This window comes from Streptomyces sp. NPDC014727 (genome assembly GCF_043083485.1).
In the GTDB taxonomy this organism is placed as follows: domain Bacteria; phylum Actinomycetota; class Actinomycetes; order Streptomycetales; family Streptomycetaceae; genus Streptomyces.
Window position 1 is genome coordinate 23535 of the sequence record NZ_JBIBYR010000023.1, and the last position, 26932, is coordinate 50466.

Annotated in this window: 18 protein-coding genes and 3 pseudogenes; 10 read left to right on the top strand and 11 right to left on the bottom strand. The window is 71.9% G+C overall.

Annotated features, from left to right (window positions below):
• Positions 1–72: 72 nt before the first annotated feature.
• The 5 genes and pseudogenes from ACF1B9_RS28545 to ACF1B9_RS28565 form a co-directional block, all read right to left on the bottom strand.
• On the bottom strand, positions 73–3729 hold the full coding sequence (locus ACF1B9_RS28545; RefSeq protein WP_391745400.1) for a hydantoinase B/oxoprolinase family protein: 3657 nt from the start codon (positions 3727–3729) through the stop codon (positions 73–75).
• A gap of 98 nt (positions 3730–3827) precedes the next feature.
• Positions 3828–4732 (bottom strand): annotated as a pseudogene (locus tag ACF1B9_RS28550) (glycosyltransferase).
• A gap of 193 nt (positions 4733–4925) precedes the next feature.
• A pseudogene (locus tag ACF1B9_RS28555) lies at positions 4926–5058 on the bottom strand (glycosyltransferase family 1 protein); the annotation flags it as partial.
• Between the two features lie 152 nt (positions 5059–5210).
• Complete coding sequence (locus ACF1B9_RS28560) at positions 5211–6629, bottom strand: HEAT repeat domain-containing protein (protein WP_391745398.1); 1419 nt, start codon at positions 6627–6629, stop codon at positions 5211–5213.
• A gap of 219 nt (positions 6630–6848) precedes the next feature.
• Positions 6849–7241 (bottom strand): ankyrin repeat domain-containing protein, encoded by a 393-nt coding sequence (locus tag ACF1B9_RS28565; RefSeq protein ID WP_391745397.1) that lies wholly within the window; start codon positions 7239–7241, stop codon positions 6849–6851.
• Positions 7242–7566: 325 nt separating this feature from the next.
• Here ACF1B9_RS28565 and ACF1B9_RS28570 point away from each other — a divergent pair, with 325 nt between their 5' ends.
• Complete coding sequence (locus ACF1B9_RS28570; RefSeq protein WP_018103962.1) at positions 7567–7761, top strand: hypothetical protein; 195 nt, start codon at positions 7567–7569, stop codon at positions 7759–7761.
• Between the two features lie 36 nt (positions 7762–7797).
• Entirely contained in the window at positions 7798–9435 is a 1638-nt protein-coding gene (locus tag ACF1B9_RS28575) for a hypothetical protein (protein ID WP_391745395.1), read from the top strand.
• Positions 9436–9506: 71 nt separating this feature from the next.
• On the opposite strand, the gene ACF1B9_RS28580 is transcribed toward ACF1B9_RS28575, so the two are convergent.
• The gene (locus ACF1B9_RS28580) at positions 9507–11006 is read right to left on the bottom strand and encodes a PLP-dependent aminotransferase family protein (protein WP_391745393.1); all 1500 of its coding nucleotides are present in this window, start codon (positions 11004–11006) and stop codon (positions 9507–9509) included.
• Positions 11007–11157: 151 nt separating this feature from the next.
• Between ACF1B9_RS28580 and ACF1B9_RS28585 the strand changes: the two genes are divergently transcribed.
• The 4 genes from ACF1B9_RS28585 (at position 11158) to ACF1B9_RS28600 (ending at position 14674) form a co-directional block, all read left to right on the top strand.
• Positions 11158–11853, top strand: coding sequence for a YitT family protein (locus ACF1B9_RS28585; RefSeq protein WP_391745391.1), 696 nt, complete (start codon positions 11158–11160; stop codon positions 11851–11853).
• Positions 11850–12614: a glycerophosphodiester phosphodiesterase gene (locus tag ACF1B9_RS28590; RefSeq protein ID WP_391745390.1), complete on the top strand. Its 765-nt coding sequence runs from the start codon at positions 11850–11852 to the stop codon at positions 12612–12614. The genes ACF1B9_RS28585 and ACF1B9_RS28590 overlap by 4 nt, the downstream gene beginning before the upstream one ends.
• 46 nt (positions 12615–12660) lie before the next feature.
• Positions 12661–14025: an MFS transporter gene (locus tag ACF1B9_RS28595; protein WP_391745389.1), complete on the top strand. Its 1365-nt coding sequence runs from the start codon at positions 12661–12663 to the stop codon at positions 14023–14025.
• A 274-nt stretch (positions 14026–14299) separates the two neighbouring features.
• The gene (locus ACF1B9_RS28600; protein WP_007262928.1) at positions 14300–14674 is read left to right on the top strand and encodes an RNA polymerase-binding protein RbpA; all 375 of its coding nucleotides are present in this window, start codon (positions 14300–14302) and stop codon (positions 14672–14674) included.
• A gap of 91 nt (positions 14675–14765) precedes the next feature.
• Here the strand turns inward: ACF1B9_RS28600 and fxsA are convergent, their stop codons facing one another.
• The 4 genes from fxsA to ACF1B9_RS28620 form a co-directional block, all read right to left on the bottom strand.
• Positions 14766–15356 (bottom strand): FxsA family membrane protein, encoded by a 591-nt coding sequence (gene fxsA / locus ACF1B9_RS28605; protein WP_391745388.1) that lies wholly within the window; start codon positions 15354–15356, stop codon positions 14766–14768.
• A gap of 86 nt (positions 15357–15442) precedes the next feature.
• The gene (locus tag ACF1B9_RS28610; RefSeq protein WP_391745387.1) at positions 15443–16210 is read right to left on the bottom strand and encodes a polyprenol monophosphomannose synthase; all 768 of its coding nucleotides are present in this window, start codon (positions 16208–16210) and stop codon (positions 15443–15445) included.
• A 549-nt stretch (positions 16211–16759) separates the two neighbouring features.
• Entirely contained in the window at positions 16760–18406 is a 1647-nt protein-coding gene (locus ACF1B9_RS28615) for an amidohydrolase (RefSeq protein WP_391745386.1), read from the bottom strand.
• 46 nt (positions 18407–18452) lie between these two features.
• A complete protein-coding gene (locus ACF1B9_RS28620) occupies positions 18453–18893 on the bottom strand; it encodes an Lrp/AsnC family transcriptional regulator (RefSeq protein ID WP_328892807.1) in 441 nt (146 codons plus the stop codon).
• 203 nt (positions 18894–19096) lie between these two features.
• Here ACF1B9_RS28620 and ACF1B9_RS28625 point away from each other — a divergent pair, with 203 nt between their 5' ends.
• Positions 19097–19486, top strand: coding sequence for a hypothetical protein (locus tag ACF1B9_RS28625; RefSeq protein WP_391745384.1), 390 nt, complete (start codon positions 19097–19099; stop codon positions 19484–19486).
• A 460-nt stretch (positions 19487–19946) separates the two neighbouring features.
• Here ACF1B9_RS28625 and ACF1B9_RS28630 read toward each other — a convergent pair whose 3' ends face one another.
• The gene (locus ACF1B9_RS28630) at positions 19947–21119 is read right to left on the bottom strand and encodes an acyl-CoA dehydrogenase family protein (protein WP_391745382.1); all 1173 of its coding nucleotides are present in this window, start codon (positions 21117–21119) and stop codon (positions 19947–19949) included.
• Between the two features lie 375 nt (positions 21120–21494).
• On the opposite strand from ACF1B9_RS28630, the gene ACF1B9_RS28635 reads away from it, so the two are divergent.
• From ACF1B9_RS28635 to ACF1B9_RS28645, 3 genes and pseudogenes are all read left to right on the top strand, one after another.
• Positions 21495–22769 (top strand): glycoside hydrolase family 18 protein, encoded by a 1275-nt coding sequence (locus ACF1B9_RS28635; RefSeq protein ID WP_391745381.1) that lies wholly within the window; start codon positions 21495–21497, stop codon positions 22767–22769.
• A gap of 222 nt (positions 22770–22991) precedes the next feature.
• Positions 22992–26321 carry a right-handed parallel beta-helix repeat-containing protein gene (locus tag ACF1B9_RS28640; RefSeq protein WP_391745379.1) on the top strand — a complete coding sequence of 1110 codons (3330 nt, stop codon included), beginning with the start codon at positions 22992–22994 and terminating at the stop codon, positions 26319–26321.
• Positions 26318–26806 (top strand): annotated as a pseudogene (locus ACF1B9_RS28645) (S8 family serine peptidase); the annotation flags it as partial. The gene ACF1B9_RS28640 and the pseudogene ACF1B9_RS28645, both read left to right, overlap by 4 nt.
• Between the last annotated feature and the right edge of the window lie 126 nt (positions 26807–26932).

The window sequence follows — 26932 nt, forward strand, 5'->3', positions numbered from 1 at the left end:
TAGGTCCTCGGACTGACAACGGTCGAAACGGCGCAGAAGCGACCCGTTGCCGGGAGTCCGCAGGCGGCGGCCTCACTCCTGTTCGGCGGGGCGCCCGGGACGGCCGTCCGGGGCCGAATCCGGGGCTCCGTAGCCCCCGCCGCCCGGTGTGCGGAGCACGAGTACGTCCCCCCGCTGCAGGTCGGCCGTGTCACAGCCGCGCAGCGGCGTGACGGTCCGGCCGTCCGCGCGCTCGACGTACTGCTCGCCGGCAGCGCCGGGTTCGCCGCCCGCCATTCCGTAGGGCCGGACCCGGCGGTGTCCGGAGAGCAGCGCCACCGTGACGGGTTCGAGAAATCGGATGCGCCGCTCCACGCCGCAGCCGCCGTGCCAGCGCCCCGCGCCCCCGCTGCCGTCCCGTACCCGGAAGCTCTCCAGCAGCACGGGGTAGCGCCATTCGAGGATTTCGGGGTCGGTGAGGCGGGAGTTGGTCATGTGGGTCTGCACGGCGTCGGCGCCGTCGAAGCCGTCGCCCGCGCCCGACCCGCTCGCCACGGTCTCGTAGTACTGGACCCGTTCGTTGCCGAAGGTGAGGTTGTTCATGGTTCCCGAACCCTCTGCCTGGATGCCGAGCGCCGCGTACAGGGCGCCGGTGACGGCCTGGGACGTCTCCACGTTTCCCGCTACGGTGGCCGCCGGATGGACGGGGGCGAGCATGGAGCCCTGCGGAATTCTGACTTCCAGGGGCTTGAGGCAGCCGCTGTTGAGGGGGATGTCGTCGGCGACCAGGGTCCGGAAGACGTACAGCACCGCCGCCATGACCACGGATTTCGGCGCGTTGAAGTTCCCCGGCTGCTGCGGTGAGGTGCCGGCGAAGTCGATGACCGCACCGCGCGTGGCCCGGTCCACGGTGAGGGCGACCTCGATGACCGCACCGTTGTCGGTCTCGTAGCGGTAGCTACCGTCGCGCAGTTCGGCGATGATCCGGCGGACGGACTCCTCGGCGTTGTCCTGTACGTGTCCCATGTACGCGGCGACCGCATCGGGACCGAACTGCTCCACCATGCGGCGCAGTTCGGCGATGCCCTTCTCGTTCGCGGCGATCTGGGCGCGCAGGTCGGCGAGGTTGGTGTCCGGGTCGCGGGAGGGGTGGGCGGCACCGGTGAGCAGCTCGCGCGTCTCGGCCTCGCGGAGCCTGCCGTCCCGTACCAGCAGCCAGTTGTCGAAGAGCACCCCCTCCTCGTGAATGGTGCGGCTGAAGGCGGGCATCGAGCCGGGGGTGATGCCGCCGATCTCGGCGTGGTGTCCGCGTGAGGCGACGAGGAAGCGGAGCCGGGGTCCTTCGTCACCGCTCTCGTCGAACACGGGCGTCACAACGGTCACATCGGGCAGGTGCGTGCCCCCGTGGTACGGATCGTTGATGGCGTACACGTCACCGGGCCGCATCGCTCCGCCGTTGCGCCGGAGCACCTCCTTGATGGACTCCCCCATCGAGCCGAGGTGGACGGGAATGTGCGGGGCGTTGGCGATCAGATTGCCCTCCGCGTCGAAAAGGGCGCAGGAGAAGTCGAGCCGCTCCTTGATGTTGACGGAGTGTGCCGTGTTCTCCAGTCGCACGCCCATCTGTTCGGCGATCGACATGAAGAGGTTGTTGAAGATCTCCAGCATGACGGGGTCGACGCGGGTGCCGACGGCCGTCCGGTCCGGGCGCGGGCGGACGCGGGTGAGCAGGAGATGCCCGGTGTCGGCGCGGATGGCCTGCCAGCCGGGGTCGACGACGGTGGTGGCGTCCGCCTCCGCGATGACGGCGGGGCCGGTCACGGTGGCCGCGGGGCGCAGTTCCTCACGTCGGTGGAGCGGGGTGTCCTGCCATCGGTCCTCCGCGAACATCCTTACGGTGTCGTGGGGTCGGGGCGGTGAGCTCGTACGAGGAGCACGGTCGGCCGTGCCCGGTGCGTGCCGCCCCGCCGTTCCGGTCGCCTCGACCGACACCGCCTCGACGACCAGGGGCTTGTCCATGGTGAAGGCGTAGCGTGCGCGGTGCTGCGCGGTGAACGCCTCGGCCATGGCGGGTGCGGTGTCCAGGTCGACGGACAGGCTGGAGTCCGTACCGGCGTAGCGCAGGAGGACCCGGGCGTGGGTGCTGATCGCGCTGTCCGGGACGGCGTCGGCCCGCAGTTCGGCGCGGGTGCGGGCGGCGAGTTCGTCGCAGAGTCCGCCGAGCCGGGTCCATGTCGCCTCGTTCAGTTCCGCCTCCACGGACTGTTCGCGCATGGCGGTGGCGTCGGCGAGACCGATGCCGTACGCGGACAGCACGCCGGCCAGGGGCGGTACGAGGACGGTGTCGATGCCCAGGGCGTCGGCGACGGCGCAGACGTGCTGGCCTCCGGCGCCGCCGAAGCCCGTCAGGGCGTAGCGGGTGATGTCGTGCCCGCGCTGTACGGAGATCTTCTTGACCGCGTTGGCCATGTTGAGCACGGCAATCTCCAGGAATCCGGCGGCGACCTCGGCCGCCGTGCGCCGCGTTCCGGTGGCACGCGCCACGTCCTCGGCGAGCGCGTCGAAGCGTTCGCGGACGAGATCCGCGTCGAGGGGGAGGTCGCCGTCGGGTCCGAAGACGGCCGGGAAGTGTGCGGGCTGGACCCGGCCGAGCATCACATTGGCGTCGGTGACGGTCAGCGGCCCGCCACGGCGGTAGCAGGCCGGGCCGGGGACCGCGCCCGCCGAGTCGGGGCCCACCCGGTAGCGGTGGCCGTCGAAGTGCAGGACGGAGCCGCCGCCGGCCGCGACGGTGTGGATGTTCATCATGGGGGCGCGCATCCGCACGCCGGCGACCCGGGTGCCGAGTTCGCGTTCGAACGCGCCCGCGTAGTGCGACACATCGGTGGATGTGCCACCCATGTCGAAGCCGATGACCCGGTCGAATCCGGCCTGTTCGGACGTACGGGCCATGCCGACCACACCACCGGCGGGGCCGGAGAGCACCGCGTCCTTGCCCCGGAAGTGGGAGGCCTCGCGCAGGCCGCCGTTGGACTGCATGAACATCAGCCGGATGCCCTTGAGTTCGCCAGCGACCTCGTCGACGTACCGGCGCAGGATCGGCGAGAGGTAGGCGTCGACGACGGTGGTGTCACCGCGTGGCACGAGCTTGATCAGCGGGCTCACTTCGTGCGAGCAGCTGACCTGGGTGAAGCCCGCCTCGCGGGCCACGGCGGCCACGGCGCTCTCGTGCGCGGGGTGGCGGTAGCCGTGCATCAGGACGACGGCCGCGCTGCGCAGACCATCGGCCCGTGCGGCCTTGAGCCGCTCGGCCACCGCTTCCCGGTCCAGTGGGGTCACGACCCCGCCGCGGGCGTCGATCCGTTCGGGGACCTCGATCACCCGCTCGTACACGGCCTCGGGCAGCAGGATCCGGCGGTCGAAGAGCCTCGGCCTGTTCTGGTAGGCGATGCGCAGAGCGTCCCGGAAGCCTTCCGTGATGACCAGGACGGTCGGCTCGCCGTGCCGCTCCAGCAGGGCGTTGGTGGCGACCGTCGTGCCGATCTTCACCGTGCCGACCCGGTCGGCGGGGACCGGGTCGGCGGGGCCGAGGCCGAGCAGGCCCCGGATGCCGGCCACGGCGGCGTCGCGGTAGCGGTCCGGGTCGTGGGAGAGCAGCTTGCGGGTGACCAGGTCTCCGTCGGGGTCTCGTCCCACCACATCGGTGAACGTCCCGCCACGGTCGATCCAGAAGTCCCAGCGTCCGCTCATCCCCCCATACTGACCCGCTCCACGGACAACGGGCCAGGCGGCGCGGGCGGCTCCCCGGGTGACGCAGGGCCGTGGAACGCCGCACCGCGCCGCCCCGCTCATGCCCGTGCCTCCGCGATCCCGCCCAGGTCCGGCACATCGCGCGCCGCCAGGAACGCGGCCACCGAGCGGTCCCAGCCGAAGAGTTCGGCCCGTCGCCTCGCCATGGCCCGGCGCTCGTCCTCCGGGCGCCCGAGCAACTGCCGTACCCCGGCGGCGAACGCCTCTCCCGTGTCCGGGGCGGCGACCCCCGCGGCACCGATCACCTCGGGCAGCGCGGAGCTCGCGCTCGCCACGACCGGGGTGCCGCAGGCCAGCGCCTCCAGGGCCGACAGGCCGAACGTCTCGGCGGGTCCGGGCGCCAGGCAGATGTCGGCCGCCGCCTGCAGATCCGCCAGGCACTCGCGGTCCCGCACATGGCCGAGGAATTCGACCGGCAGCCGGTGCGCCCTCGCCCTGCTCTCCAGGCCCGTCCGCAACGGTCCGTCGCCCGCGACGACCAGCGCCGCGCGCACACCTCGGTGCCGCAGCCCGGCGAGTGCCTCCAGGGCCCGGCCGGGACGCCCCAGGTGCGCAGCACCCCGTCGGCGGTCTCGTGGGAGATCATCACGGCCGGCACCCTGGCACGGCGCGGCCACGCCCCCGTCCAGCGCAGCGTGGTGCGGTCGGAGACCTCAAGACGGTCGGGCCGCAGCGTTTCCAGGAGGTGGCGGAGCCTGCGCCGGTCCGCCAGTACGCGGTAGCCGCCGCTGCCCGGAAGGACCGGACCGGGGAGCGTGATCACCCTTCCCTGGGCGGTGCGCTCCTCGCTCCGGGTGTCGCCGGGCACGATGAGCACCGGTTCGTGCCCGGCCGCGAGGTAGCCGCGGCCGAGCTCCTCCAGGGCGGTGCGCAGGCCGCCCGACGACGGGGTGACGAAGTTCGCCAGCCGGACGATGACCGTGCGCCGTTCGCGGCCGGTCATGCCGCCACCGCCGTCCGGTCGCGCAGCACCTCGTCGTAGTGGTCGAGCAGTCGGTCACCCACGGCCTGCCAGGTCCGGCCCTCGACAGCGGCCCGGCCGGCGGCGCCGTAGGCCGCCGCGCGCACGGGATCGGCGGCGAGCACGCCGACCGCCGCCGTCACGGCACCGAGGGGTCGACGGGACGTGGTCGTCGCGCCGGCCGGGGCGGGTGCGACGACGAGCGGTTCGTGGCCGCGGCCGACGAGGTGCCGGGCGGTCTGCAGGGCGCAGTGGGCCACGCCGTTGACATCGGGAGGGAAGGATTCGGTGACGATGACGACACGCATACGGGTGTTGTCGCCGTGCCGGACGTGGCGGAGCCGACTTGGATCTTTCCGGCCGCGGAACGGCCCGTGAGCGTTCGAGCCGAGCCCGCCCTCGACGCGCCGCTCGCCCCTTCGCGCCGCGCGCCCCCGACGCGCGCCGCTGTGCGTACGGGTCAGACCGCCGGGGTGTCGGGCCCGATCCTGCTGCGTACCGCCGTCTGCACCTCTGCCTCCTCGGCCGGGTCGGCGGCCAGCCGGCGCAGTCGCTCGGCGACCCTGATGTCGCCGGTCTCCGCATGGAGTGCGGCGACCTCACGGGTGGTCTCCTCGCAGTCCCACAGGCATTCGACGGCGAAGCCGGTGGCGAAGGAGGGGTCGGTCGCGGCCAGTGCGCGCGCCGCCCGACCACGCAGATGCGAGGAGGACGTCTCCCGGTAGACATGGCGCAGTACGGGGGCGGCACAGGCGATGCCCAGCCGGCCCGTTCCGTCGACGAGGGTCCACAGGCGTGGGGCGTCCGGCCCCTCGCCCCTTACGGCCTCGCGGAGTGCGCCGAGGACCAGTGGGGCGTCCTGGGCCCCGCCCCGGCAGGCGAGCACACCGGCCGCGGAGGCACCGAGCGCGTCGGGCCGCCTGGCCCAGCGCCTGGCACGGTCCACCGCCGCGTCACCGCACATCCGCTCGAAGGCGGCGACCGCCGCGTCGGCGACGGTGCGCGAGACGCTGACCGCGGCGGCCTCGATCAGGTCGAGCACAGCGGGATCCCTGGCCTCGGCCAGGTAGTGCAGCGCGGCGCAGCGGGCGCCGTCGGGGCCGCTGCGGGCGGCCTCGACGATCGTGGACCGGTCCTCGGGACCGGCGACGGCGGCGAGGCAGCGCGCGGCCGGGACATGGAGGACACTGCCGCGTTCGATTCCCTGCTGGGCCCAGTCGAAGACGGCCTGGACGCTCCAGCCGGGGCGGGGGCCGCCGGGCCGCATCTGCCGCTGCCAGCGGTCGAAGGAGCCCTGTTCCGAGGCGGCCCTGATCCTGGCCCCGACCGCTTCGCGCGGGTCGTCGGCCCAGAGCCGCCAGGGACGGGGTTCGTAGGCGTCCCGTACGGCTGCGGCCAGCTCGGCGGCGCCGTCCTCGGTGTCCGGGAACCGGCCGAGCACGGGTACGGCGAGGGCGCGCAGCCCTGCGTCGTCGTCGCGCAGGGCGAGCTCGTCCAGGGCCCAGGCCCAGTTGGCTCCGGTCGCGGCGTACCGCCGCAGCAGGGCCAGCGCGTCGTCCCGTCCGTACGAGGCGAGGTGGCCGAGCACGGCGAGGGCCAGCCCGGTGCGGGAGTCGTCGGTGTCGAGGTGGTCGTCGGGATCGCACAGGTGGCGCTCGATCTCCTCGATGCCGCCGTCGAGGTCGAGATACAGGCGTGCGTAGTAGAGCGAGCGGTTCTCCACCTGCCAGTCGTGACGCGGATCGCTCAGGACACAGTGGTTGAGAGCCGCCAGGGCCTCGGGGCGTGGTGCGGCGAGTGCGTGGAGCGTGCCGTCGCCACGGCCCCTCTGCAGCAGGCCGAGCAGGGTGCCGCTCGGCGCTATGAACGGATCAAACATGGAAAAAGCCTCACATCAAGCTGTCGACGCAACCGGGACTGTGCAGTTCCAAGTGCCGGGTGGGGCACTACGCCGCGCAGCAACATGATCGGCCGACCGCCGTCTTCTGCTTGGTGTAGACCATCTTCCTCTGCCTCTCGTCCGTGGCCCGAACCGGGCCCGAGACGTCATGATGACCCAGCCATTTCGCCACCGCGACCACATTTACGGCGTACCCGGTCAGCGGGCGCCGAAGAGTTCCAGCAGGTCGGCCTTGCCGAACATGCGCGCGGTGTCCAGCGCGGAGGGCGTTCCGGACGCCGGGTCGGCCCCTGCGGCGAGCAGCGCCTCGATCACCTCACCCTCGCCCTTGAAGACGGCTCCGGCGAGCGGCGTCTGCCCGCGGTCGTTGGCCCGGTCCGGGTCGGCGCCACGGGCGACGAGCGCGGTGACCGCCGCGGCGTGACCGTGATAGGCGGCCAGCATCACCAGCGAGTCACCGCGGTCGTTGGTCAGGTTCGCGGGGACGCCGGCGTCGACATACGCGGCGAGCGTGTCCGTCTCCCCCTGGCGGGCCAGGTCGAAGACCTTCGTCGCCAGCTCGACCACCTCGGGATCGGGGGTTTCACTCATCGGACGGACCGCCTTCCATTATCCGGTTTCACCACTGTTGACCTGCCGGGCCGTACGCCGTGGGGGCCGTACGAGTGAACCGACAGGGTACTGCCCGGCCGCACACATCACCCGGCCCGCCCGAGGCAGAGGATCACATCCCGCGAGGGCGGCGGAGCACGCGGCTCCGCATGTTCCGTCACCCCGGCACCCCAACGACAACCCTTGTCGGCCAATCCAGTGAAAATACAGACTTTTCACTCGAATGCGGCTTTTATCGTATAGATACTTCTGGTGAACCTGGAAGGACTCATGGTGACTGTCCCCCCAACCAGGAGAACTTCTCATGATCCTGTCCATGTCAGGCGTAGTCATCCTCGGCATCATCGTCTTCCTGTTCTTCAGGAAGGACGGCCTCAAGGCATCGCACGCCCTCGTCACTGCCCTGTTCGGCTTCTACCTGGCGGGCACCGCCATCGCCCCGAGCATCACGGCGGGCGGCGCGAGTCTCGCCGGCCTCCTGGGCGGGATCAAGTTCTGACCCCCCCGACCGCTCCCACCCCTTCAGGAGACCGACGTGGCCCGGCGACCACTCCCCCGCATTCTGAGCAGCGGCAGCGCCCCGATCGCTCGCAGTCGCGAGTTCGCGCGCACGGCCACCGACAACGCCACCGATGTCCTCCATCCACTGATCACGATCACGCGTGGTCTGCGGCTGCTCGCCGGTGCCGGACGGCAGAAGTGGGCCGCGACGCCCAAGGACAAGCGTGGTCCGGCGCTGTTCTCCGTCGCGGCCTGCCTGCTCGTCGTCGCGACGATCCCGTACGGGTCCGTGATCACCCTGGTCGCGGTGATGGGCGCCGCCGCGTGGAAGGGGCGGGAGCGGACTCCGGTGAAGACCGGTCCCGGCGAGGCGGAGACCGGGCGGCTCCGGTCGCTGTACGAAGCACTCGTGCCGTACTTCTCCGCGGCCGAGGACCCGAGCCCGCTGTTCTCCCACGGCGGCGACTGGGACAAGGCTTTCAGCGAATACGAGTTCGACGGAGACGGGCGCCTGACCCGCCTCCGGGTGACGTACCCCGCCTACTTCACCGACAGCGAGGCCGCCTCCCGCAGCCGGATCGAGCGGCTGCTGCACGCGAAGTCGGGCCGTGGCCGGGAGTACCACTTCGCCTGGGACGAGGAGGGCAACCAACTCGTCATGACCGTGCTCGACGCCCTGCCCACTTCGATCGGGGCCCAGCGCTTCGTCACCGCACCCGGTGAGACCGTGCTGGGGTTCACCGACGACGACGCGGTACAGCGCACCGTTCCCGTGCACGACGGCGACGCGACCCGCGACGCGCCACCGGTCGTCTGGCGGACGGGGGCCCGCTCCACCGAGCCGCATCTGCTGGCCGTGGGGCAGCCCGGCAGCGGCACCACCACACTGATGCGCGCCATCGCGCTGCAGGCCCTCCAGCACGGCGACATCCTGATCATCGAAGGAAGCGGGACCGGCGAGTACGCCTGCCTGACCGGACGCGACGGCGTGCTGGCCGTGGAGTGCGGGCCGGCCGGCGCGCTGGCGACCCTGGAGTGGGCGGCCCACGAGACGGAGCGGCGACTGATCGCCGCGAACCGGGCACGGCAGTCCGGCCACCCCGCCCCCGATGACATCAGGCGCCCGCTCTGGATCCTGCTGGACCGGCCCAGCGTCCTCGGCCATCTGGCGGCCGCCGACGGCAGGCCGGACCCCCAGGAACTGCTCCAGGTACCGCTGCGGCACGGCAGGGCGGCCAACGTCACCGTGGTCATGACCGACCAGTTCGACAGCCTGGACGCCCTCGGCGAGACCGTACGGACGCATACCCGGGCCCGGGTCGTCCTCGGCCACTGCTCCCGCGACCAGGTCGAGTCGGTGCTCGGCGTGGAGCCGCACACCACCCCGACGCCGGATGTCCTCCCCGGCCGGGGGTACGCACGTCTCGGCACCGGTCCCGTGCTGCGGCTCCAGGTGCCGGCCACCCCCGACCCGTACGACGAGGCGACCAGTGAGGCACAGCGGCAGGCAGTCCTCGGCCTGCTTCCCGGCCGGCAGGCGCCGGACGGGGCGGCCGTCGCGGTCGAGGCCGTCGAGGAGCCCGTGCCGGTCGAGGTGAACGTCCCGGACCCGGCGATGCCGCACCCTCTGACCGCGGCCGTCGCCGTCGAGAGCATGAAGGTCGGCGACTGAACGGGCCGGTACGGGGCGGGGGCGCGGGTGAGGGACGACCCGGTCCGTCACCCCCGCGCCCGCCCCGCCGGTCAGGCGACGAACGTCCTCGGTGCCTCCACCCCCGCACCCGCCCCCGAACCCACCAGCCGGGCCGCCGCCGCGAGCCGTGCCGCCGCCTCGTCCGCGACCGGCCCGCCGACCGTGAACGGCAGCCGCACATACCCCTCGAAGGCGCCGTCGACACCGAACCGGGGTCCGGAGGGCACACGCACGCCCACCCGCTCCCCCGCCACCGCGAGGCGGGAACCGGAGAGTCCGCCCGTGCGCACCCAGAGCGTCAGCCCGCCGCGCGGAATGGAGAACTCCCAGTCCGGCAGCTCGCGGCGGAGGGCGGCGACGAGCGAGTCCCGGTTGTCCCGCGCCTGCTCACGGCGGACCTGCACGGCCTCCTCCCAGCCTCCGGTGCGCATCAGCCAGTTGACGGCGAGCTGCTCCAGGACGGGCGTCCCCATGTCGGCGTAGGCGCGGGCGGCCACCAGGCTGCGGATCACATCGGGGGCCGCACGCACCCAGCCGATCCGCATACCGGCCCAGAAGGCCTTGCTCGCCGATCCGACCGTGAGCACGGTGGAGCCCGCCGGATCGAAGGCGCAGACCCGGCGCGGCATCCGTACGTCGGGGTCGAGACACAGCTCGTTCATCGTCTCGTCGACGACCAGGACCGTACCGGCGGAACGGGCGGCCTCCACCAGATCGCGTCGCCGGTCCTCGTCGGCCAGCGCACCGGTGGGGTTGTGGAAGTCGGCGACGACATAGGCGAGCCGCGGCGCCGCGTCACGCAGGACCTGCCGCCACCGGTTCATGTCCCAGCCGCCGAGTCCCTCCTCCATCGCCACCGGCACCAGCCGGGCACCCGCCTCCCGCATCAGCTGCAGGATGTTGGCGTAGCTGGGGGACTCCACCGCGATCCGCTCGCCGCGGCCCGCGAAGAGGTGACAGATCGCGTCGATCGCGCCCATCGCGCCGGTGGTGACCATGATCTGTTCGGGCATGGTCGGGATGCCGCGGCCCGTGTAGCGGTCGGCGATCATCTGCCGCAGCGCGGGCAGACCTGCCGGGTAGTCGCCGTGGGTGTGGGCGTACGGTGCGAGCTCCTCCAGGGCGCCCTGGACCGCCCGGGTCAGCCACGGTTCGGGGGCGGGCAGCGACGCGCAGCCCAGATCGATCATCGAACCGAGCGACTCCGGGGGAAGCGGTTCCAGGCCGCGTGCGGGCAGCGGGTTGCCCGCGGGCACGGCGGTCCAGCTGCCGGCTCCCCGGCGGGACTCCAGGAACCCTTCGGTCCGCAGTGCCTCGTACGCCGCGGCGACGGTCGTGCGGCTGACGGACAGGGCGAGCGCCAGTTCGCGCTCGGCGGGGAGCCGGGCGGCGACCGGCACCCGGCCTTCGAGGACGAGCAGACGCACCCCGTCGGCCAGCGCGCGATACGCGGGCGGCCGGCGAGCACCCGGTACGGCGGACCGGGGCTGTTGGGCCTGGAGCTGCCGGGCGAGCTGTGCCGCGCCGACCGCCGAAGTCCACTGCGCCATGAAAATCAGTCCACCTTCCTCGGATTGGCCATAGTTGGCAGCCAATCCCCTGCCACAGAGTGACATGCGCCAGTCCACTACCACCACATCAGGGGGGCACCTCTTGTCCATCACGCCCGTCCCTCGCGGGGCGCACGTCACACGCAGGCTCATGCAGCTGTACGTCGGCCTCGCGCTGTACGGGGCGAGTTCGGCGCTCCTGGTCCGCGCCGGCCTCGGTCTCGAACCCTGGGGGGTGCTGCATCAGGGCCTCGCGGAGCGCACCGGGGTGTCCATCGGAGTCGTGTCGATCATCGTCGGCGCCGTCGTTCTGCTGCTGTGGATACCGATCAGGCAGCGCCCCGGCCTCGGCACCGTCTCCAACGTCTTCGCCGTAGGCATCGCCATGGACGGCACGCTCGCGCTCGTACCCGATGTGCACGGCCTCGCCGCACGGATCGCCGTGATGGTCGTGGGCATCGCGGTCAACGGCGTCGCGACGGGGCTGTACATCGCCGCGCGGTTCGGCCCGGGACCGCGCGACGGGCTCATGACCGGCCTGCATCTGCGTACCGGCCGCTCCATCCGGCTCGTCCGCACCCTGATCGAGGTGGCGGTCGTGGTCACCGGCTTCGTGCTCGGCGGCTCCCTCGGCGCGGGCACGGTGCTGTACGCCCTGGCCATCGGCCCGCTCGCCCAGTTCTTCCTGCGCCTCTTCGCCATCGACGGAAAGCCTGCCGAGAAGCCGACCGAGAAGCCGGCCGAGGAACCGGCCGCCGCGTCCGGCGAAAGCGCCACCGACGCCTGCGGGCCGAACGGCGGCGACGCCACCGCCCGGACACCGGATCGGGCCATACTGCCCAAGTGACCTCCGTACGCCATCCCTACCTGGACCATCCCGCGACGATCCCCTTCGCGCACCGAGGCGGTGCGGCGGGCGGGATCGAGAACACGACGGCCGCGTTCCGTCGGGCCGCCGACGCCGGATACCGCTACTTCGAGACCGATGTGCACACCACGGCGGACGGCCGCCTGGTGGCCTTCCACGACAGCACTCTGGACCGGGTGACGGACGCCCGGGGCCGGATGGCCGAGCTGCCGTGGAGCGAGGTGCGGCAGGCCAGGGTTGCGGGCCGGGAGCCGCTGCCGCTGTTCGAGGAACTGCTGGAGACGTTCCCCGAGGCCCGCTGGAACGTCGACATCAAGGCCGAGTCCGCCCTGGTCCCACTGATCGGTCTGATCCGCCGGACGGATGCCTGGGACCGGGTGTGCGTCGGCTCGTTCTCGGAGGCCCGGGTGGCCAGGGCGCACCGCCTCGGCGGGCCTCGGCTGGCCACCTCCTACGGCGTGCGCGGCGTGCTCGGCCTGCGGCTGCGCTCGTACGGCATCCCTGCGGCAGTGCGGTCCGGCGCGGTGTGCGCACAGGTGCCGGAGAGCCAGAACGGCGTCAAGGTGGTCGACCGGCGCTTCGTGCGCGAGGCGCACGCACGCGGACTCCAGGTGCACGTCTGGACGGTGAACGAACCGGAGCGGATGGCAGCGCTCCTCGACCTCGGTGTGGATGGCATCATGACCGATCACATCGAGACGCTGCGCACGGTGCTGAGCGAGCGGGGGGCGTGGGCCTGACGCCGGCCGTGCGGGGTCTCCACGGGGAGAGACGAGGGGGTGCGCCTTGAGCGCCGACACCGCCGAGCCGACGGGACTCACGACGGGTTCCGCCTACGCCGCGAGCCGCAGACGCGAGCAGCGCGGCTGGTATTTCTACGACTTCGCCTGCTCCGTCTACTCGACGAGCGTACTGACGGTGTTCCTCGGCCCCTATCTGACGTCGGTCGCCAAGGCGGCCGCCGACGCCGACGGTTTCGTCCATCCGCTCGGCATACCCGTGCGTGCCGGATCGCTCTTCGCCTACGCGGTCTCCGTGTCCGTCGTCGTCGCGGTGATCGTGATGCCGATCGTGGGTGCCGCCGCGGACCGGACGGGGCGGAAGAAGCCGCTGCTCGCGGCCGCCGCCTACGTGGGCGCCGCCGCGACCACCGGCATGTTCTTCCTGGACGGTCACCGCTATCTGCTGGGCGCGTTCCTGCTGATCGTGGCGAACGCCTCGATGTCCGTGTCGATGGTGCTCTACAACGCCTACCTCCCGCAGATCGCCGAGCCCGACGAGCGGGACGCGGTCTCCTCCCGCGGCTGGGCCTTCGGGTACACCTCGGGCGCCTTCGTCCTCGTCCTGAATCTGGTCCTGTACACGGGCCACGACTCCTTCGGCCTCTCCGAGTCCGACGCGGTGCGGATCTGTCTCGCGTCGGCCGGCGTGTGGTGGGGCGCCTTCACCATCGTGCCGCTGCGACGGCTGCGCGACCGGCGGGTGACGCCGGGCGGCGAGGGGGCGGTCGGTTCGGGGTGGCGGCAGCTGCTGGCCACCCTGCGCGACATGCGCCGCCATCCGCTGACGCTCTCGTTCCTGCTGGCGTATCTCGTCTACAACGACGGTGTGCAGACGGTGATCTCCCAAGCCTCCGTATACGGCTCCGAGGAGCTGGGGCTCGACCAGACGACGCTGATCACGGCCGTACTGCTGGTGCAGGTGCTGGCGGTGGCCGGAGCGCTGGCGATGGGCCGACTGGCCCGGGTGTACGGGGCGAAGAGCACGATCCTCGGCTCGCTCGCCGTCTGGACGCTGATTCTCGTGGCCGGCTACTTCCTGCCCGCCGACGCACCGGTCTTCTTCTATGTGCTGGCCTCGGCGATCGGTCTGGTGCTCGGCGGCAGCCAGGCGCTGTCGCGCTCACTGTTCTCCCATCTGGTCCCGCGCGGCAAGGAGGCCGAGTACTTCTCCGCGTACGAGATGAGCGACCGCGGACTGAGCTGGCTGGGACCGCTGGTGTTCGGTCTCGCGTACCAGCTGACCGGAAGCTACCGCGATGCGATCATCTCGTTGGTGATCTTCTTCGTGATCGGTTCCGTACTGCTCGCGAGGGTGCCGGTCCGGCATGCCGTGGCGGCCGCGGGCAATCCCGTTCCGGAACGGATTTAGACGTTGAAGTGAAAGGCCGGTAGTGTACGCCTTTGGCCTGCCCGGAGGACCGTTACTGCGAGTGGAAGAAGCCGAACCGTTGGGTGACAACTTCTGCTAGATGTGACAAACCGGGCATTGGCGGGTACTTGAACCCTGGGAAACCTGAATAAGCAGCGGCACGACGGGCGACGCATGACCGGCAACGGGAATCTTTACCGCCGACCGGACGTTGACCGGATGACGACGACAGCGACACCTGTCCTGTGGGCGACAAGCCCGGGAGGCACGATTCATGAGTGAGCGAGCTCTCCGCGGCACGCGACTCGTGGTTACCAGCTACGAGACGGACCGCGGCATCGATCTGGCCCCGCGCCAGGCGGTGGAGTACGCATGCCAGAACGGACATCGATTTGAGATGCCGTTCTCGGTAGAGGCGGAAATTCCGCCGGAGTGGGAGTGCAAGGCGTGCGGCGCCATGGCACTCCTGGTGGACGGGGATGGCCCCGAGGAGAAGAAGGGCAAGCCTGCGCGTACGCATTGGGACATGCTCATGGAGCGGCGCACACGCGAGGAGCTGGAGGAGGTGCTGGCCGAGAGGCTGGCGGTTCTGCGCTCCGGAGCCATGAACATCGCCGTGCATCCGCGGGACAGCAGGAAGTCTGCCTGACCGCAGGGCATCGCAGCGCGAGAGAGCCGCGGGCTGTGACACACCGAGTGTGTGTCGCAGCCCGCGGCTCTGTCGCGTCGCGGGTCGGTGCTCAGGGAGTCAGCGGCGGCCGGGGGCCCTCGCCGGGACGGGAACCCGGCTGTGCGCCGTCCTGACGGATGACCTCACCCTGCACGACCTTTCCGTCCGGCCGGTGAATCCTGGCCTGCTGGAAGGCGTCGGAGAGGCTGCCGGGGGCCGCCGCACGCATCCGGCGATCCAGCGACCGCTCCGCGTACCGGCCCAGCGCCGAACGGACCGGCGGCACCAGCAGCAGGAGCCCCGCGACGTCGGAGATCAGCCCCGGGATCATCAGCAGCAGCCCGCCGAGCATCAGGAAGCCATTGCCCCTGCTTCCCTGGGGCTCGGTCTGCGGAGCGGAGGCCCCGGGCTGCCCCGGCATCCGCTGGAGCGTCTCGGTGAGGTTGCGGAAGGCCCGGCGGCCGGCCCGCTTCATCACCGCGGCCCCGAGCACGATCCCCGCGACCAGAAGCAGCAGCACGGTGAAACCGCCCGCCGCGTCGGCCACGACGGTGAGCAGCCAGATCTCCAGCACCGCCCAGGCGGCGATGGCGAGGGGGACGAAGGTGCGGGCGCGTGAAGGCCTCGGGGCGGTCGGGGGCGGTGTGCTGCCGGTCGTCATGGTCCCCAGTGTGCCCGTACGCGCGTCCAAGCGGGGTATGGGGGTGATCACGAGCGGCGGACCGGAGCCCGCCGCCCCCCGCCGGATCAGGTCGCCTTGCGGCCGAGGACCCGGTTCGTACGGGAGGTGACCCCCCACGAGGTGACCCGCCAGAGCGCCTCGACCAGGATGTCGCGGCTCATCTTCGAGTCGCCGATCTCACGGTCGACGAAGGTGATCGGAACCTCGACGACGTGATATCCGGCATCGATGGCGCGGCGGGCCAGGTCGACCTGGAAGCAGTAGCCCTGCGAGGCGACCCGGTCGAGACCGATGCCCTGCAGGGTCTCGGCGCGGAAGGCCCGGTACCCACCGGTGACGTCCCTGGTCTGCAGGCCGAGGAGGAGCCGGGAGTACGTGCTGCCGCCACGGGAGATCATTTCGCGGGACTTGGGCCAGTTGACCACGCGTCCGCCCGGCACCCAGCGGGAACCCAGCACCAGGTCCGCGCCCTTGAGCGCGGTGAGCAGCCGGGGCAGTTCCTCGGGCTGGTGGGAGCCGTCGGCGTCCATCTCCACGAGCACGCCGTAACCGTGCTCGATGCCCCAGTCGAACCCCGCGAGGTAGGCCGCACCCAACCCTTCCTTGCCCTTGCGGTGCAGCACCTGGACCTGGCTGTCCGCGGAGGCGAGCTCGTCGGCGACCTTGCCCGTGCCGTCGGGGCTGTTGTCGTCGGCGACCAGGATGTCGGCTTCCGGCACAGCGGCGCGCACCCGGCTGACGATCGGCTTGATGTTCTCGGCCTCGTTGTAGGTCGGAATGATCACCAAGGTTCTGCCCAGCGGGCCGTATCGCCTCTGACCGCCGTCGTTCACTTACTGCCCCTTAAGTCCGTACGCAGGTGCACACCATATCCAGCGCGCGGGGGCCCGTTGCCGACACGGTCGGCCGGAAACCGGCACCGCCGCGGACAGATGGAGGGAAGTGCGGACAGACTCCCTGGGGGGAACGACGGGAACTACGGATGGGGGCCCAGCGCCCTTCGGGCCGACCTGGGACCCGCTGGCTGCGGATCGACCTAGAGCCGTTGTCTACTGAACGTCCGGGCCCCACCCGGGTCGCACCTACCGTCCGGCTGAAACCTTCCCTCGCCCCCGAGGCGCGGGCGCTGAACCTGGCTGTCAGTGGTGGTGCGCCGGTGCGGCACACCACCCCATGACCCAGCGGCGTTCGACGACTGCGTGGAGGTTTAACCGGTCGGACGTCCTGTGGTGGACTCGGCCGAACCTACCGGCCGGTGGGCGCGTTCTGTCAATAGCCGCCTGACCTGCAATGTTTACGGAACTTGCCTGGTCAGTAGCGAAGATCCGCAGGTCGCGGCGGAACAGGGGCTTCTTCGATCGGCGGTACGAAATGTCCGGACGTCACTCGTTCGGCCGTACGAAGACCGTTTGTCCGAAGACCACGGTGCGAAGACAGACCGGGAGCTCCGCGCCCGGGGTGAGATCCGGCAGTCCGGGCGTTCCCGATCTCGGGTCGGTCGACCAGCGGGCCACCCGGTCGTCCGGTGCCTGAACCAGCAGGTCGGAGGTGCGCCAGATCGCGTAGTCGGCCGGGGCACCGGGCACCAGGGTCCCCGCGTCGTCGCGGCCGACGGCCCGCCAGCCGCCCCTGGTGTGGGCGGTGAAGCCGGCCCGCACGGAGATCCGGTGCTCGGGCGTGCGATGGAAGGCGGCGGCGCGCACGGTCCCCCACGGGTCCAGCGGGGTCACCGGGCTGTCCGAGCCGAAGGCCAGCGGCACACCGGCCCGCAGGAGCGCCGCGTACGGGTTGAGGGTCCTGGCCCGCTCGGCCCCGAGCCGCTGGACGTACATGCCCTCCTCGCCGCCCCAGGCCGCGTCGAAGGCGGGCTGCACGGAGGCGGTCAGGCCCAGTTCCGCGAAGGCGGCCACGGTCTCGGGCGTGAGCATCTCGGCGTGCTCGACACGGTGCCGGGCGGCCCGGATCCGGGCCGGGCCGAGCGTCTCGGAGGCGGCGCGGACGCCCTCCACCACGGCGGTGACCGCCGCGTCGCCGATGGCATGGAAGCCGGCCTGCAGCCCGGCCTCGGTGCAGGCGGTGACATGGGCGGCGATCCCCGCCGCGTCCAGGTGGGCGGTACCCGTGTGTCCGGCCGGACCGTCGGCGTACGGCTCGTGCAGGCAGGCGGTGTGCGAGCCGAGGGAGCCGTCGACGAAGAGGTCCCCGGCCGCGCCGATCGCGCCGAGTTCCCGGACGCGACGCGCGTCCTTCTCGTCGGCGACCTGCTCGGCCCAGTAGCCGAAGACCCGCGGTCCGTTCTCCGCGGCGGCGAGCTTCAGCAGAGCGACGAAGTCCTCCTCGTCGGAGATGTCGGGGCCGCCGCACTCGTGGACGGTGCCGATGCCGAGCGACGCGGCGTGGCGCAGGGCGGCGCGCTGGGCGTCGGCGCGCTGCTGCGGCGAGACGGCGCCGTGGGCCGCGGAGCGCACAGCGTGGTGGGCGGCGCCGGTCAGCGGGGCGTCGGGGTGGTACCCGGTCAGCGCGGTGACGCCCGGGACCAGATCGAGCAGGGCGGTGGTGACCACCGCCGAGTGCACATCGACACGGGGCAGGTAGACCGGCCGTCCACCGGCGGCGGCGTCGAGTTCGGCGCGCGACGGCGGGCGCTGCTCCGGCCATCGCGTGGCGTCCCAGCCATGGCCGAGGACGACCCGGTCCGCCGGGTGCGCCGCCACGTACGCGCGCAGCAGGCCGAGCGATTCGCCGAGGGTCCGGGCACCGGAGAGGTCGAGGCCGGTGAGAGCCAGTCCGGTCGATGTGGTGTGGACGTGGGCGTCGGTGAACGCGGGGGTGACCAGCGCGCCTTCGAGGTCGATCACCTCGTCGACGCCGCTCGCGAAGGCGTCGGCGGCTCCTTCCGAGCCCACCCAGGCGACGCGGCCGCGTTCGACGACCATGGCGGTGGCGAACGGATCGGCGGGGCTGTGGACGTCTCCACCGCGCAGCAGCACGGTGCGGTGTTCACTCTGGGGGGCGGTGCTCTCGGTCATGGGACCAGTCTCGCGCCTGCCCGGACCCGCCCGCTCCGCGGCCCCCTCAGATCTGCGGCGGCCTGGCCTCGTACGGCGTGGAGAGGACGACGGTGGTCCGGGTGGACACACCGGCCAGCGAACGGATCCGGGTGAGCAGGTGCTCCAGCTCCAGCGGCGTCGCGACCCGCACCTTGAGGATGTAGTTCTCGTCACCCGCGACGCTGTGGCACGCCTCCAGCTCCGGGACGCCCGCGAGCCGGTCCGCGATGTCGTCCGGCGCGCTCGGGTCGAAGGGTTTCACCGAGATGAAGGCGGTGAGCGGCAGGCCGACGGCCTCGGGGTCGACGACCGCGGCATAGCCCCGGATCACCCCGCGCTGCTCCAGCCTGCGGACACGCTGATGAACGGCCGAGGTGGACAGGCCCGTGGCCTTGCCCAGGTCGGTGTAGCTCATCCGCCCGTCCTTGACGAGCAACTCCACGATCTGTCGGTCCAGCTCCTCCATGTGGATCAATCTATTGCCCCGGGCACCTCCAGGCACAGCGGCGAGGGGCCCGGAAGGGCACCCGAGGCGAGCATGTGACGAATGCCACAGGTTTACGGGGCGGTAGCCACCCCACTGGCGGTTACGGCCGAGGCGCGACGGGAAGTGCTTGCTGTGGTCGAGGCCGTGGCGCCTTGTCGGCCCACCCGAGGGGGGAATTTCCCATGCAGAGCCTGAAGCTCACCCGTCGTACCGAACCGGATCCCGCTGATCCGGTCGAGGACGTCGCTCCCGACGCGTACGAGACGCTCGAGATGTACCGAGTGATCTGCCCGGACTGCGCGCAGCCGATCGCGCTGCTGGCGGACGAGGACGTACTGCCGGAGCACGCGCTGTGCCCGACCCCGTGGAACCCGTTCGTCCTGACGGTCTGCGACGGTACGGGCCGCGCGGCGTCGCACGCCCGGCCCGCCGACGAGTCGCTCGACCTCCAGGAGCAGGAGACGGGCCTGCTGTTGACGCTTCCTCAGGGGTTCGACTGGCGGATGCAGCCGTTCTCGCACGCCGGCGGCCCCGGGTCGCGACCGTTGCGGATACGGCGCGAAGCCGCCTGAGGCCCCCGCGTCCGCGCGGGACCGCCCGGATCTCTCCGGGTCCGCACGACGCAGCTGTGCCGCACCACGACGGCCCGACCGGCGTGGTGCCCGCTGCCGAAGACTCCGCCGCCCGGGGGCCCGGGCGAACGGGCTCGCGAATCGTCCGGGCAGTGACCAGGGCACGCCCGGCGCCGTTGGCCAGGCATGACCCTGCTGCATTCAACGGCCGGTCCCGGTCGTCGCCGTCTCGCCGATCCCACCGCCGAAGAATCGGTTCCGCAGCCCGGTTCACAGCCGGTGCCGCAGCCCGCGCCTCCCCGGCCGGCACCGCGAACGGTGCCGCACTCCACCGATCCCCCCATCTACCGGGCCCTGCTCCGTCATTGGGAGGGCTCCGGCCGGACCCTGCCGGGCCGCCACGACCAGGAGTGGAACCGGATCATGACGACGCCCGTGTGGTCGGAGCGGCCGCTGCGGATCAGCGTGTCTCAGGGCCCGCGAGGTGGCGCGCGATGACCATCCGCTGGATCTGATTGGTGCCTTCGACGATCTGCAGCACCTTGGCCTCGCGCATCAGCCGCTCGACGGGGAAGTCGAGGGTGTAGCCGTATCCGCCGAGCACCTGGACGGCATCGACGGTGACCCGCATGGCCGCGTCCGTGCAGAACAGCTTGGCCATGGCCGCCTGGCGCGAGAAGGGCTTTCCCTCGTCGCGCAGCCGGGCCGCCTCCAGATACAGCGCGCGGCCCGCCTCGATCTGCGTGGCCATGTCGGCGAGCATGAAGCGCAGGCCCTGGAAGTCCGCGATGGGACGGCCGAACTGCTGCCGTCCGGTGGCATAGGCGACGGCCTCGCCCAGGGCCGCCTGGGCGACTCCGATCGCGCAGGCGGCGATGCCCAGGCGGCCGGAGTCGAGTGCGGACAGGGCGATCGCGAAGCCCTGGCCCTCCTCGCCGATCCGGCGCGCGTCGGCGACCCGTACGCCGTCGAAGTTCAGCTGGGCGGTGGGCGAGCCCTTCATGCCCATCTTCTTCTCGGGGGCGGCCGCGTTCAGCCCCTCGGCGTCGCCCGGGACCAGGAAGGCGGTGATGCCCCGGGGACCTTCGTTCCCGGTGCGGGCGAGCACCGTGTAGAAGTCGGCGATGCCGCCGTGGGTGATCCACGCCTTGGTGCCGGTGACGACCCAGTCGTCGCCGTCCCGTACGGCCTTCGTGCGGAGCGAGGCGGCGTCGGAGCCGGAGGCGGGTTCGGAGAGGCAGTAGGCACCCAGCAGACCCCCTCCCAGCATCGCCGGGAGGTGTTCGGCCTGCTGCTCCTTGGTGCCGTATCCGGCGAGCGCGTGGCAGGCGAGGGAGTGGACGCTGACGCCGAGACCGACGGTGAGCCGGGCGGTCGCGAGCTCCTCCAGGACCTGGAGGTAGACCTCGTACGGCTGGTCACCACCGCCGTGGGCCGAGTCGTAGGGCAGCCCGAGCAGTCCGGACTCGGAGAGGAGGGTGAAGACTTCGCGCGGGAACCGGCCCGCGTCCTCCTCCTCGGCCGCCCGTGGCGCGATCTCTCGCTGGGCCATGTCGCGCACGAGCGCGATGAGCTGCCGGGACTCCTCGGTGGGCAGACGGCGTTCCACCAATTGCGGGGCACGGTCGGACATGACGGCGCTCTCCTCCCTGTCGGGCGTTGCGACGGTCGCGCGCGCGGGGTGTGGGCGGCGCCGCCGGGGGGCTTCCGGGCGGGGCCCGGAAGAGCACTGCTGCTCAACCGATGCCCACCCCTCGGATTACGAGAGCTGCTGGCCAGCGGCTGTGGCGGCTTGAGTATGCCCGATCGGACGATATCCGTCACGGGGTGAGGGAGCGACTCGGCGGCGGGCGGGACGATCACCGAGATTGGTCCGAACCATTGACCCAACTGGTCTAGTCCATCTACGGTTCCACTCCAACCGGGCTTTCCGCGTTCATGCCAATTCGACCGGACGGCCGGAAGCACGCCCCCCACTCGCGAGTTCCCTCCCCCACGAGGAGACAAGATGTTTGGACCGCAGCGTCCCCGCGCCCGTTTCCGGGCGCTCGCCGCAGCCGCCTGTACCGCCGCCCTCGGCGCCGCCCTGCTGGGTGTCGCGGGCACCGCACCGGCCGGCGCGGCCCCCACCACCCCGCGGGCCGCGGCCCCCGCAGCCGACCGGGCCGCCCCCACAGCGGCCGGCGACAAGGTGGTCGGATATTTCACCAACTGGGGTGTCTACCAGCGCAATTACCACGTCAGGAACATCGAGACCTCGGGCTCGGCCGACAAGCTCACGCACATCAACTACGCCTTCGGCAATGTCACCGGCGGCAAGTGCGCGATCGGCGACTCCTACGCCGACCACGAGAAGGCCTACACGGCCGACCAGTCGGTCGACGGTGTGGCGGACACCTGGGACCAGGACCTGCGCGGCAACTTCAACCAGCTGCGCAAACTGAAGAAGCTTCATCCGAACCTCAAGGTCATCTGGTCGTTCGGCGGCTGGACCTGGTCCGGCGGCTTCGGCGAGGCGGCGAAGAACCCGGCCGCGTTCGCCGAGTCCTGCTACAACCTGGTGGAGGACCCCCGCTGGGCCGATGTCTTCGACGGCATCGACATCGACTGGGAGTACCCCAACGCCTGCGGTCTGACCTGCGACACCAGCGGACGTGACGCCTACGGCAACCTGCTCGCCGCCCTGCGCTCCAAGTTCGGTGCGGACCATCTCGTCACCTCGGCGATCTCCGCCGACGGTTCCGACGGCGGAAAGCTCGACGCCGTCGACTACGGTGGCGCGGCGAAGTACGTCGACTGGTACAACCCGATGACGTACGACTTCTTCGGCGCCTGGGACGCCAAGGGGCCGACCGCCCCGCACTCCCCGCTGACCTCCTACAGCGGCATCCCGAAGGAGGGCTTCAACAGCGAGGCCGCCATCGACAAGCTGAAGTCCCAGGGCGTCCCCGCCTCGAAGCTGCTGCTCGGCATCGGCTTCTACGGCCGCGGCTGGACCGGGGTCACCCAGGACGCGCCCGGTGGCACCGCGACCGGCGCCGCTCCGGGCACATACGAGGCGGGCATCGAGGACTACAAGGTGCTCAAGAACAGCTGCCCGGCGACCGGCACCGTCGCCGGCACGGCGTACGCGCACTGCGGCACCAACTGGTGGAGTTACGACACCCCGGCCACCATCGCCACCAAGATGACCTACAAGAACCAGCAGGGACTGGGCGGCACCTTCTTCTGGGAGCTCAGCGGCGACACCACCGACGGCGAGCTGATCAAGGCCATCGACTAGTCACGTAGCCATGGCACGAGGGGCGGGGCGGCGGGCCGATCGGCCTTCCGCCCCGTTTCGTCCACGTCGAGTCGGTCCCAAAAGGGTCCGACCGGCGGTGGTTCACGCGGCGTTCCCGCTCCGGACGAAGCTCCCGCGGCCCACTCCGGCATGATGGTGCCGCACCCGCTCCGACAATGTGTTCCCCGGACCGAGGTGTGGCCCCAAGGAGGAGGATTCCGCTTGTCACGCCAGGTTCTGACGGTCTGTCCAGAGCGGCCCGACGGCTTTCGAACGATCGGGGAGGCGCTGGCCAGGGCGCGCAACGGCGCCGTGATCAGCGTCCGTTCCGGCACCTATGCCGAGAGTCTGGTCATCACCGTCCCCGTCACCGTCGTCGCCGAGCAGTCCCGCGGCAGCGTCGAGATATGCCCGCCGCACGGCAGCGCCGTGGTGCTCCAGGCCGAAGCCGTGATGCTCACCGACCTGGTGCTGCGCGGCCGGGACGAGGAGCTGCCGGTCGTGGACGCCTCACGCGGCCAGATCGCGATGGACGGCTGCGACATCACCGGCGCCTCGTGGACCGCCCTGCTGGCCCGCGGTGCCGGCTCGGTGGCCCTGCGGGACTGCCGGGTGAGCAATCCGCGCGGCGCGGGGCTGGTGGTGACCTCGACGGTGGAGAGTTCCGCCGAGTCCTGCACGGTGCAGCACCTGGGCACCTCGGGTGTGGTGATCGGCGAGCGCGGCCGGATCACGTTGCGGGGCTGCACCATCCGCGACGCCCGCGCCAACGGAGTTCTCGCCAATGGCGAGGGCCAGGGTTCGGTCGAGGAGTGCGACATCTCCTCCACCGACAAGCCGTCCATCGCGCTGGAGGAGCAGAGCACCACCCAGGTGCTGAGGACCGTGGTCCACGACACCAGTGTCGGCCTCCACCTCTCCTCGTCGGCCCGGACGGTGCTGGAGGACATCCGGGTGACCGGCACGAGCGGGCCGGGCATCGTCCTGTCGGGCGGCACCGATCCGCTGCTGCGCCGGTGCCGCACCGCCCGTACGAAGGGCCCCGGGCTGCTCGTCTCGGACCGGGCCCGCGGCACCTTCGAGGACTGCTGGCTGGACTCGGCGCAGGACGCCGCGCTGCATGTGCGGGGCTCGGCGTCCCCGGTGCTCATCGGGTTGACCGTCCGGGACTGCGCGCAGACGGGCGTACTGCTGGAGGAGGAGTCGGTCGCCGAGCTGGACCGCCTCGAAGTGCTCGACGCCGGCGGCACGGGTGTCCGGATACGGTCCGGCGCCAACCCGCTGGTGCGCAGGGCCAGGATCGGCGCCCCGAAGGGCAACGGCGTGGAGATCGTCAAGGACGGCCGCGGCCGGCTGGAGGACTGCGAGATCGACCGTCCCGGTGACGCCGGGATCCGGGTCGCCGACGACGGCAGCGTCTACGTCGGCGGGGGCGCCGTGCGCGGCGCCGCGCACGGCATCTCCGTGGCGGCGGGCGGCAGCGTCACCGTCCGGGACTGCGACGTCCAGGAGTCCACGGACACAGGTGTTCTGGTCGAGGACGGCGGCGAACTGACCGCGACCCGGCTGCGGGTCACCGCAGCGGCGGGACACGGTGTGCTGCTGGCCCAGGGCGGCCGGGGCGCCTTCACCGCCTGCGAGGTCGGCGGCTCGGGCCGGGACGGCTTCCGGGTGGAGACCACGGCCGCGGTGTCGGTGGTCAACTGCACCGCCCGGGACAACGAGGGCGGCGGTCTGGTGCAGGCTCTGGCGGGCGACCGGCTGGCGGTCGAGCAGCTGACCAGTACGGGCAACGGAAAGCGGGACGCCTGGGGGCTCGGCGAGGCCGAGGGCACCGACCCGGCCGGGACGGGCGCCTTTGGGAGCGATGCCGGGACGGCCCGCGAGGACGGCCCGCTGGCCGAACTCGACGCGCTGATCGGCCTGGAGAACGTCAAGCACCAGGTGCGCACGCTGGTCAATCTGATCCAGCTCGCCCAGCGGCGTGCCCGCCTCGGCCTGCCGGCTCCGCCGATGAGCCGCCATCTGGTCTTCTCCGGTCCGCCCGGCACCGGCAAGACGACCGTGGCACGGCTGTACGGGGCGATCCTCGCCGAACTGGGTGCGCTGCCCTCCGGCCACCTGGTGGAGGTCTCGCGCGCGGACCTGGTGGCGCAGATCGTCGGCGGAACCGCCATCAAGACCACCGAGACGTTCAAACGGGCCCTGGGCGGGGTGCTGTTCATCGACGAGGCGTACAGCCTGCTGTCGGACGGGCGGGGCTCGGGCGCCGACTTCGGCCGTGAGGCCGTCGACACGCTCCTGAAGCTGATGGAGGACCATCGCGACGACGTGGTCGTGGTGGCCGCCGGATACGCCGACGAGATGCGTGATTTCCTCGGTTCCAACCCGGGACTCGCCTCGCGCTTCTCCCGTACGGTCGAGTTCGAGAACTACGCGGTCCCCGAACTGGTCGCGATCATCGAGAGCATGTGTGCCCATCACCGATACGAGCTCGACGAGTCGACACTCACCGCGCTCGCCACGCACTTCGAGCGGATGCCCAGGGACGCCGGCTTCGGCAACGGCCGGGCCGCCCGGCAGGTGTTCGAGGAGATGGTGGACCGCCAGGCGTACCGGCTGGCCGCACTCCCCGACGCCGATGAACTGGACCTCACCCGGCTGCTGCCCGAGGACGTCGGCGAGGAGGCCGCCGCCGCGGTGTCCGGGCAGTCGGCCGACGGCGGGACGGAGAGCGATCCGCTCGCCCGGCTCGGGGACTTGGTGGGGCTGGCCGCCGTGAAACGTGATGTCACCGATCTGGTCAATCTGCTGGCCACCGCGAAGAAGCGGGAGGCGGCCGGGCTGCCCGCGCCGCGGATCAGCCACCATCTGGTCTTCACCGGCCCGCCCGGCACCGGCAAGACCACGGTCGCCCGGCTCTACGGCGAGCTGCTGAAGTCGCTCGGTGTGCTGCCGCGCGGCCAGCTCGTCGAAGTGGCCAGGGCGGACCTGGTCGGCCGGTACGTGGGACACACCGCCCAGCTCACCCGGGAGGTGTTCGACCGGGCCAGGGGCGGGGTGCTGTTCCTCGACGAGGCGTACACGCTGACTCCGGAAGGCGCCTCGGGCAGCGGCGACTTCGGGCGCGAGGCGGTGGACACGCTGCTGAAGCTGATGGAGGACCACCGCGACGAGGTGGTGGTGATCGTCGCCGGCTACACCGGTGAGATGGAGCGCTTCCTGGCGTCCAACCCCGGCCTCTCCTCGCGGTTCTCCCGGCGGGTGGAGTTCGCCGACTACTCCTCGGACGAGCTGGTCACCATCGTCCGCCAGCACGCGACCGCGTCCGGATACGAGTGCGGTCCGGGGGCGGGTGCCGTCATGCGGGAGTACTTCGACGCGCTGCCCAGGGACCGTTCGTTCGGCAACGCGCGGCTGGCGCGGCAGGTTCTGGAAGGCATGATGACGCGCCAGGCGGGCCGGGTGAGCGCCATGGCGGCACCGGGTCTGGACGATCTGCGGCTGCTGCTCCCGGAGGATGTCGTACGTCCGCAGGCGGTGCCCGAATGACGCCCGGCCCTCGTGGACGGTGCGTGCGGCGCCGCACCGGTCGCCTTCCGGCCGCGGCGCTCCTCGCCGCGGCTCTGGTCCTGCCGGGAGCCGGTCCCGCGACCGCGGCCGACGGGCAGAAGGTCAGGCTGCCGGTGATGCCCGCACGGCTCGAAGCCGGTGATCCGTGCACCGGTGGGTCGAAAGCGCGGGCCACTGCGGTGCCGTGGGAGCAGCAGAACCTCCAGCTCGCCCGTACCTGGGCGTTCGGCAAGGGGGCGGGGGTGAAGGTCGCGGTGGTGGACACCGGGGTCTCGGCCGACGCGCCCACCCTCGCGGGCCGGGTCTCGGCGGTCGGTGGAGCCGGGGCGGACTGTGTCGGCCACGGCACGTTCGTGGCCGGGCTGATCGCGGCGGCCCCCGCCGCGAACGTGCGCGTCGCGGGCGTCGCCCAGGAGTCCCGGATCATCGCGGTACGAGGCACGAACGAGCGCGGGACCGCAACCGCGGCGTGGGGGGGGGGGGGGGGGGGGGGGGGGGGGCCCCGCGGGGGGGGGGGGGGGGCGGGGGGCGCCCCCCCCCCCCCCCCCGGCCCCCCCCCCCCCCCCCCGGGGGGGGGGGGGCGGGCCCCC

Excerpts from the sequence above, each read along its gene's own strand:
- ACF1B9_RS28580 (WP_391745393.1), bottom strand. The coding sequence starts at position 11,006 with ATGGCGCAGTGGACTTCGGCGGTCGGCGCGGCACAGCTCGCCCGGCAG.
- ACF1B9_RS28600 (WP_007262928.1), top strand. The coding sequence starts at position 14,300 with ATGAGTGAGCGAGCTCTCCGCGGCACGCGACTCGTGGTTACCAGCTAC.
- ACF1B9_RS28565 (WP_391745397.1), bottom strand. The coding sequence starts at position 7,241 with ATGAGTGAAACCCCCGATCCCGAGGTGGTCGAGCTGGCGACGAAGGTC.
- ACF1B9_RS28625 (WP_391745384.1), top strand. The coding sequence starts at position 19,097 with ATGCAGAGCCTGAAGCTCACCCGTCGTACCGAACCGGATCCCGCTGAT.
- ACF1B9_RS28630 (WP_391745382.1), bottom strand. The coding sequence starts at position 21,119 with ATGTCCGACCGTGCCCCGCAATTGGTGGAACGCCGTCTGCCCACCGAG.
- ACF1B9_RS28560 (WP_391745398.1), bottom strand. The coding sequence starts at position 6,629 with ATGTTTGATCCGTTCATAGCGCCGAGCGGCACCCTGCTCGGCCTGCTG.
- ACF1B9_RS28585 (WP_391745391.1), top strand. The coding sequence starts at position 11,158 with ATGCAGCTGTACGTCGGCCTCGCGCTGTACGGGGCGAGTTCGGCGCTC.
- ACF1B9_RS28545 (WP_391745400.1), bottom strand. The coding sequence starts at position 3,729 with ATGAGCGGACGCTGGGACTTCTGGATCGACCGTGGCGGGACGTTCACC.
- ACF1B9_RS28620 (WP_328892807.1), bottom strand. The coding sequence starts at position 18,893 with ATGGAGGAGCTGGACCGACAGATCGTGGAGTTGCTCGTCAAGGACGGG.
- ACF1B9_RS28570 (WP_018103962.1), top strand. The coding sequence starts at position 7,567 with ATGATCCTGTCCATGTCAGGCGTAGTCATCCTCGGCATCATCGTCTTC.
- ACF1B9_RS28615 (WP_391745386.1), bottom strand. The coding sequence starts at position 18,406 with ATGACCGAGAGCACCGCCCCCCAGAGTGAACACCGCACCGTGCTGCTG.
- fxsA (WP_391745388.1), bottom strand. The coding sequence starts at position 15,356 with ATGACGACCGGCAGCACACCGCCCCCGACCGCCCCGAGGCCTTCACGC.
- ACF1B9_RS28635 (WP_391745381.1), top strand. The coding sequence starts at position 21,495 with ATGTTTGGACCGCAGCGTCCCCGCGCCCGTTTCCGGGCGCTCGCCGCA.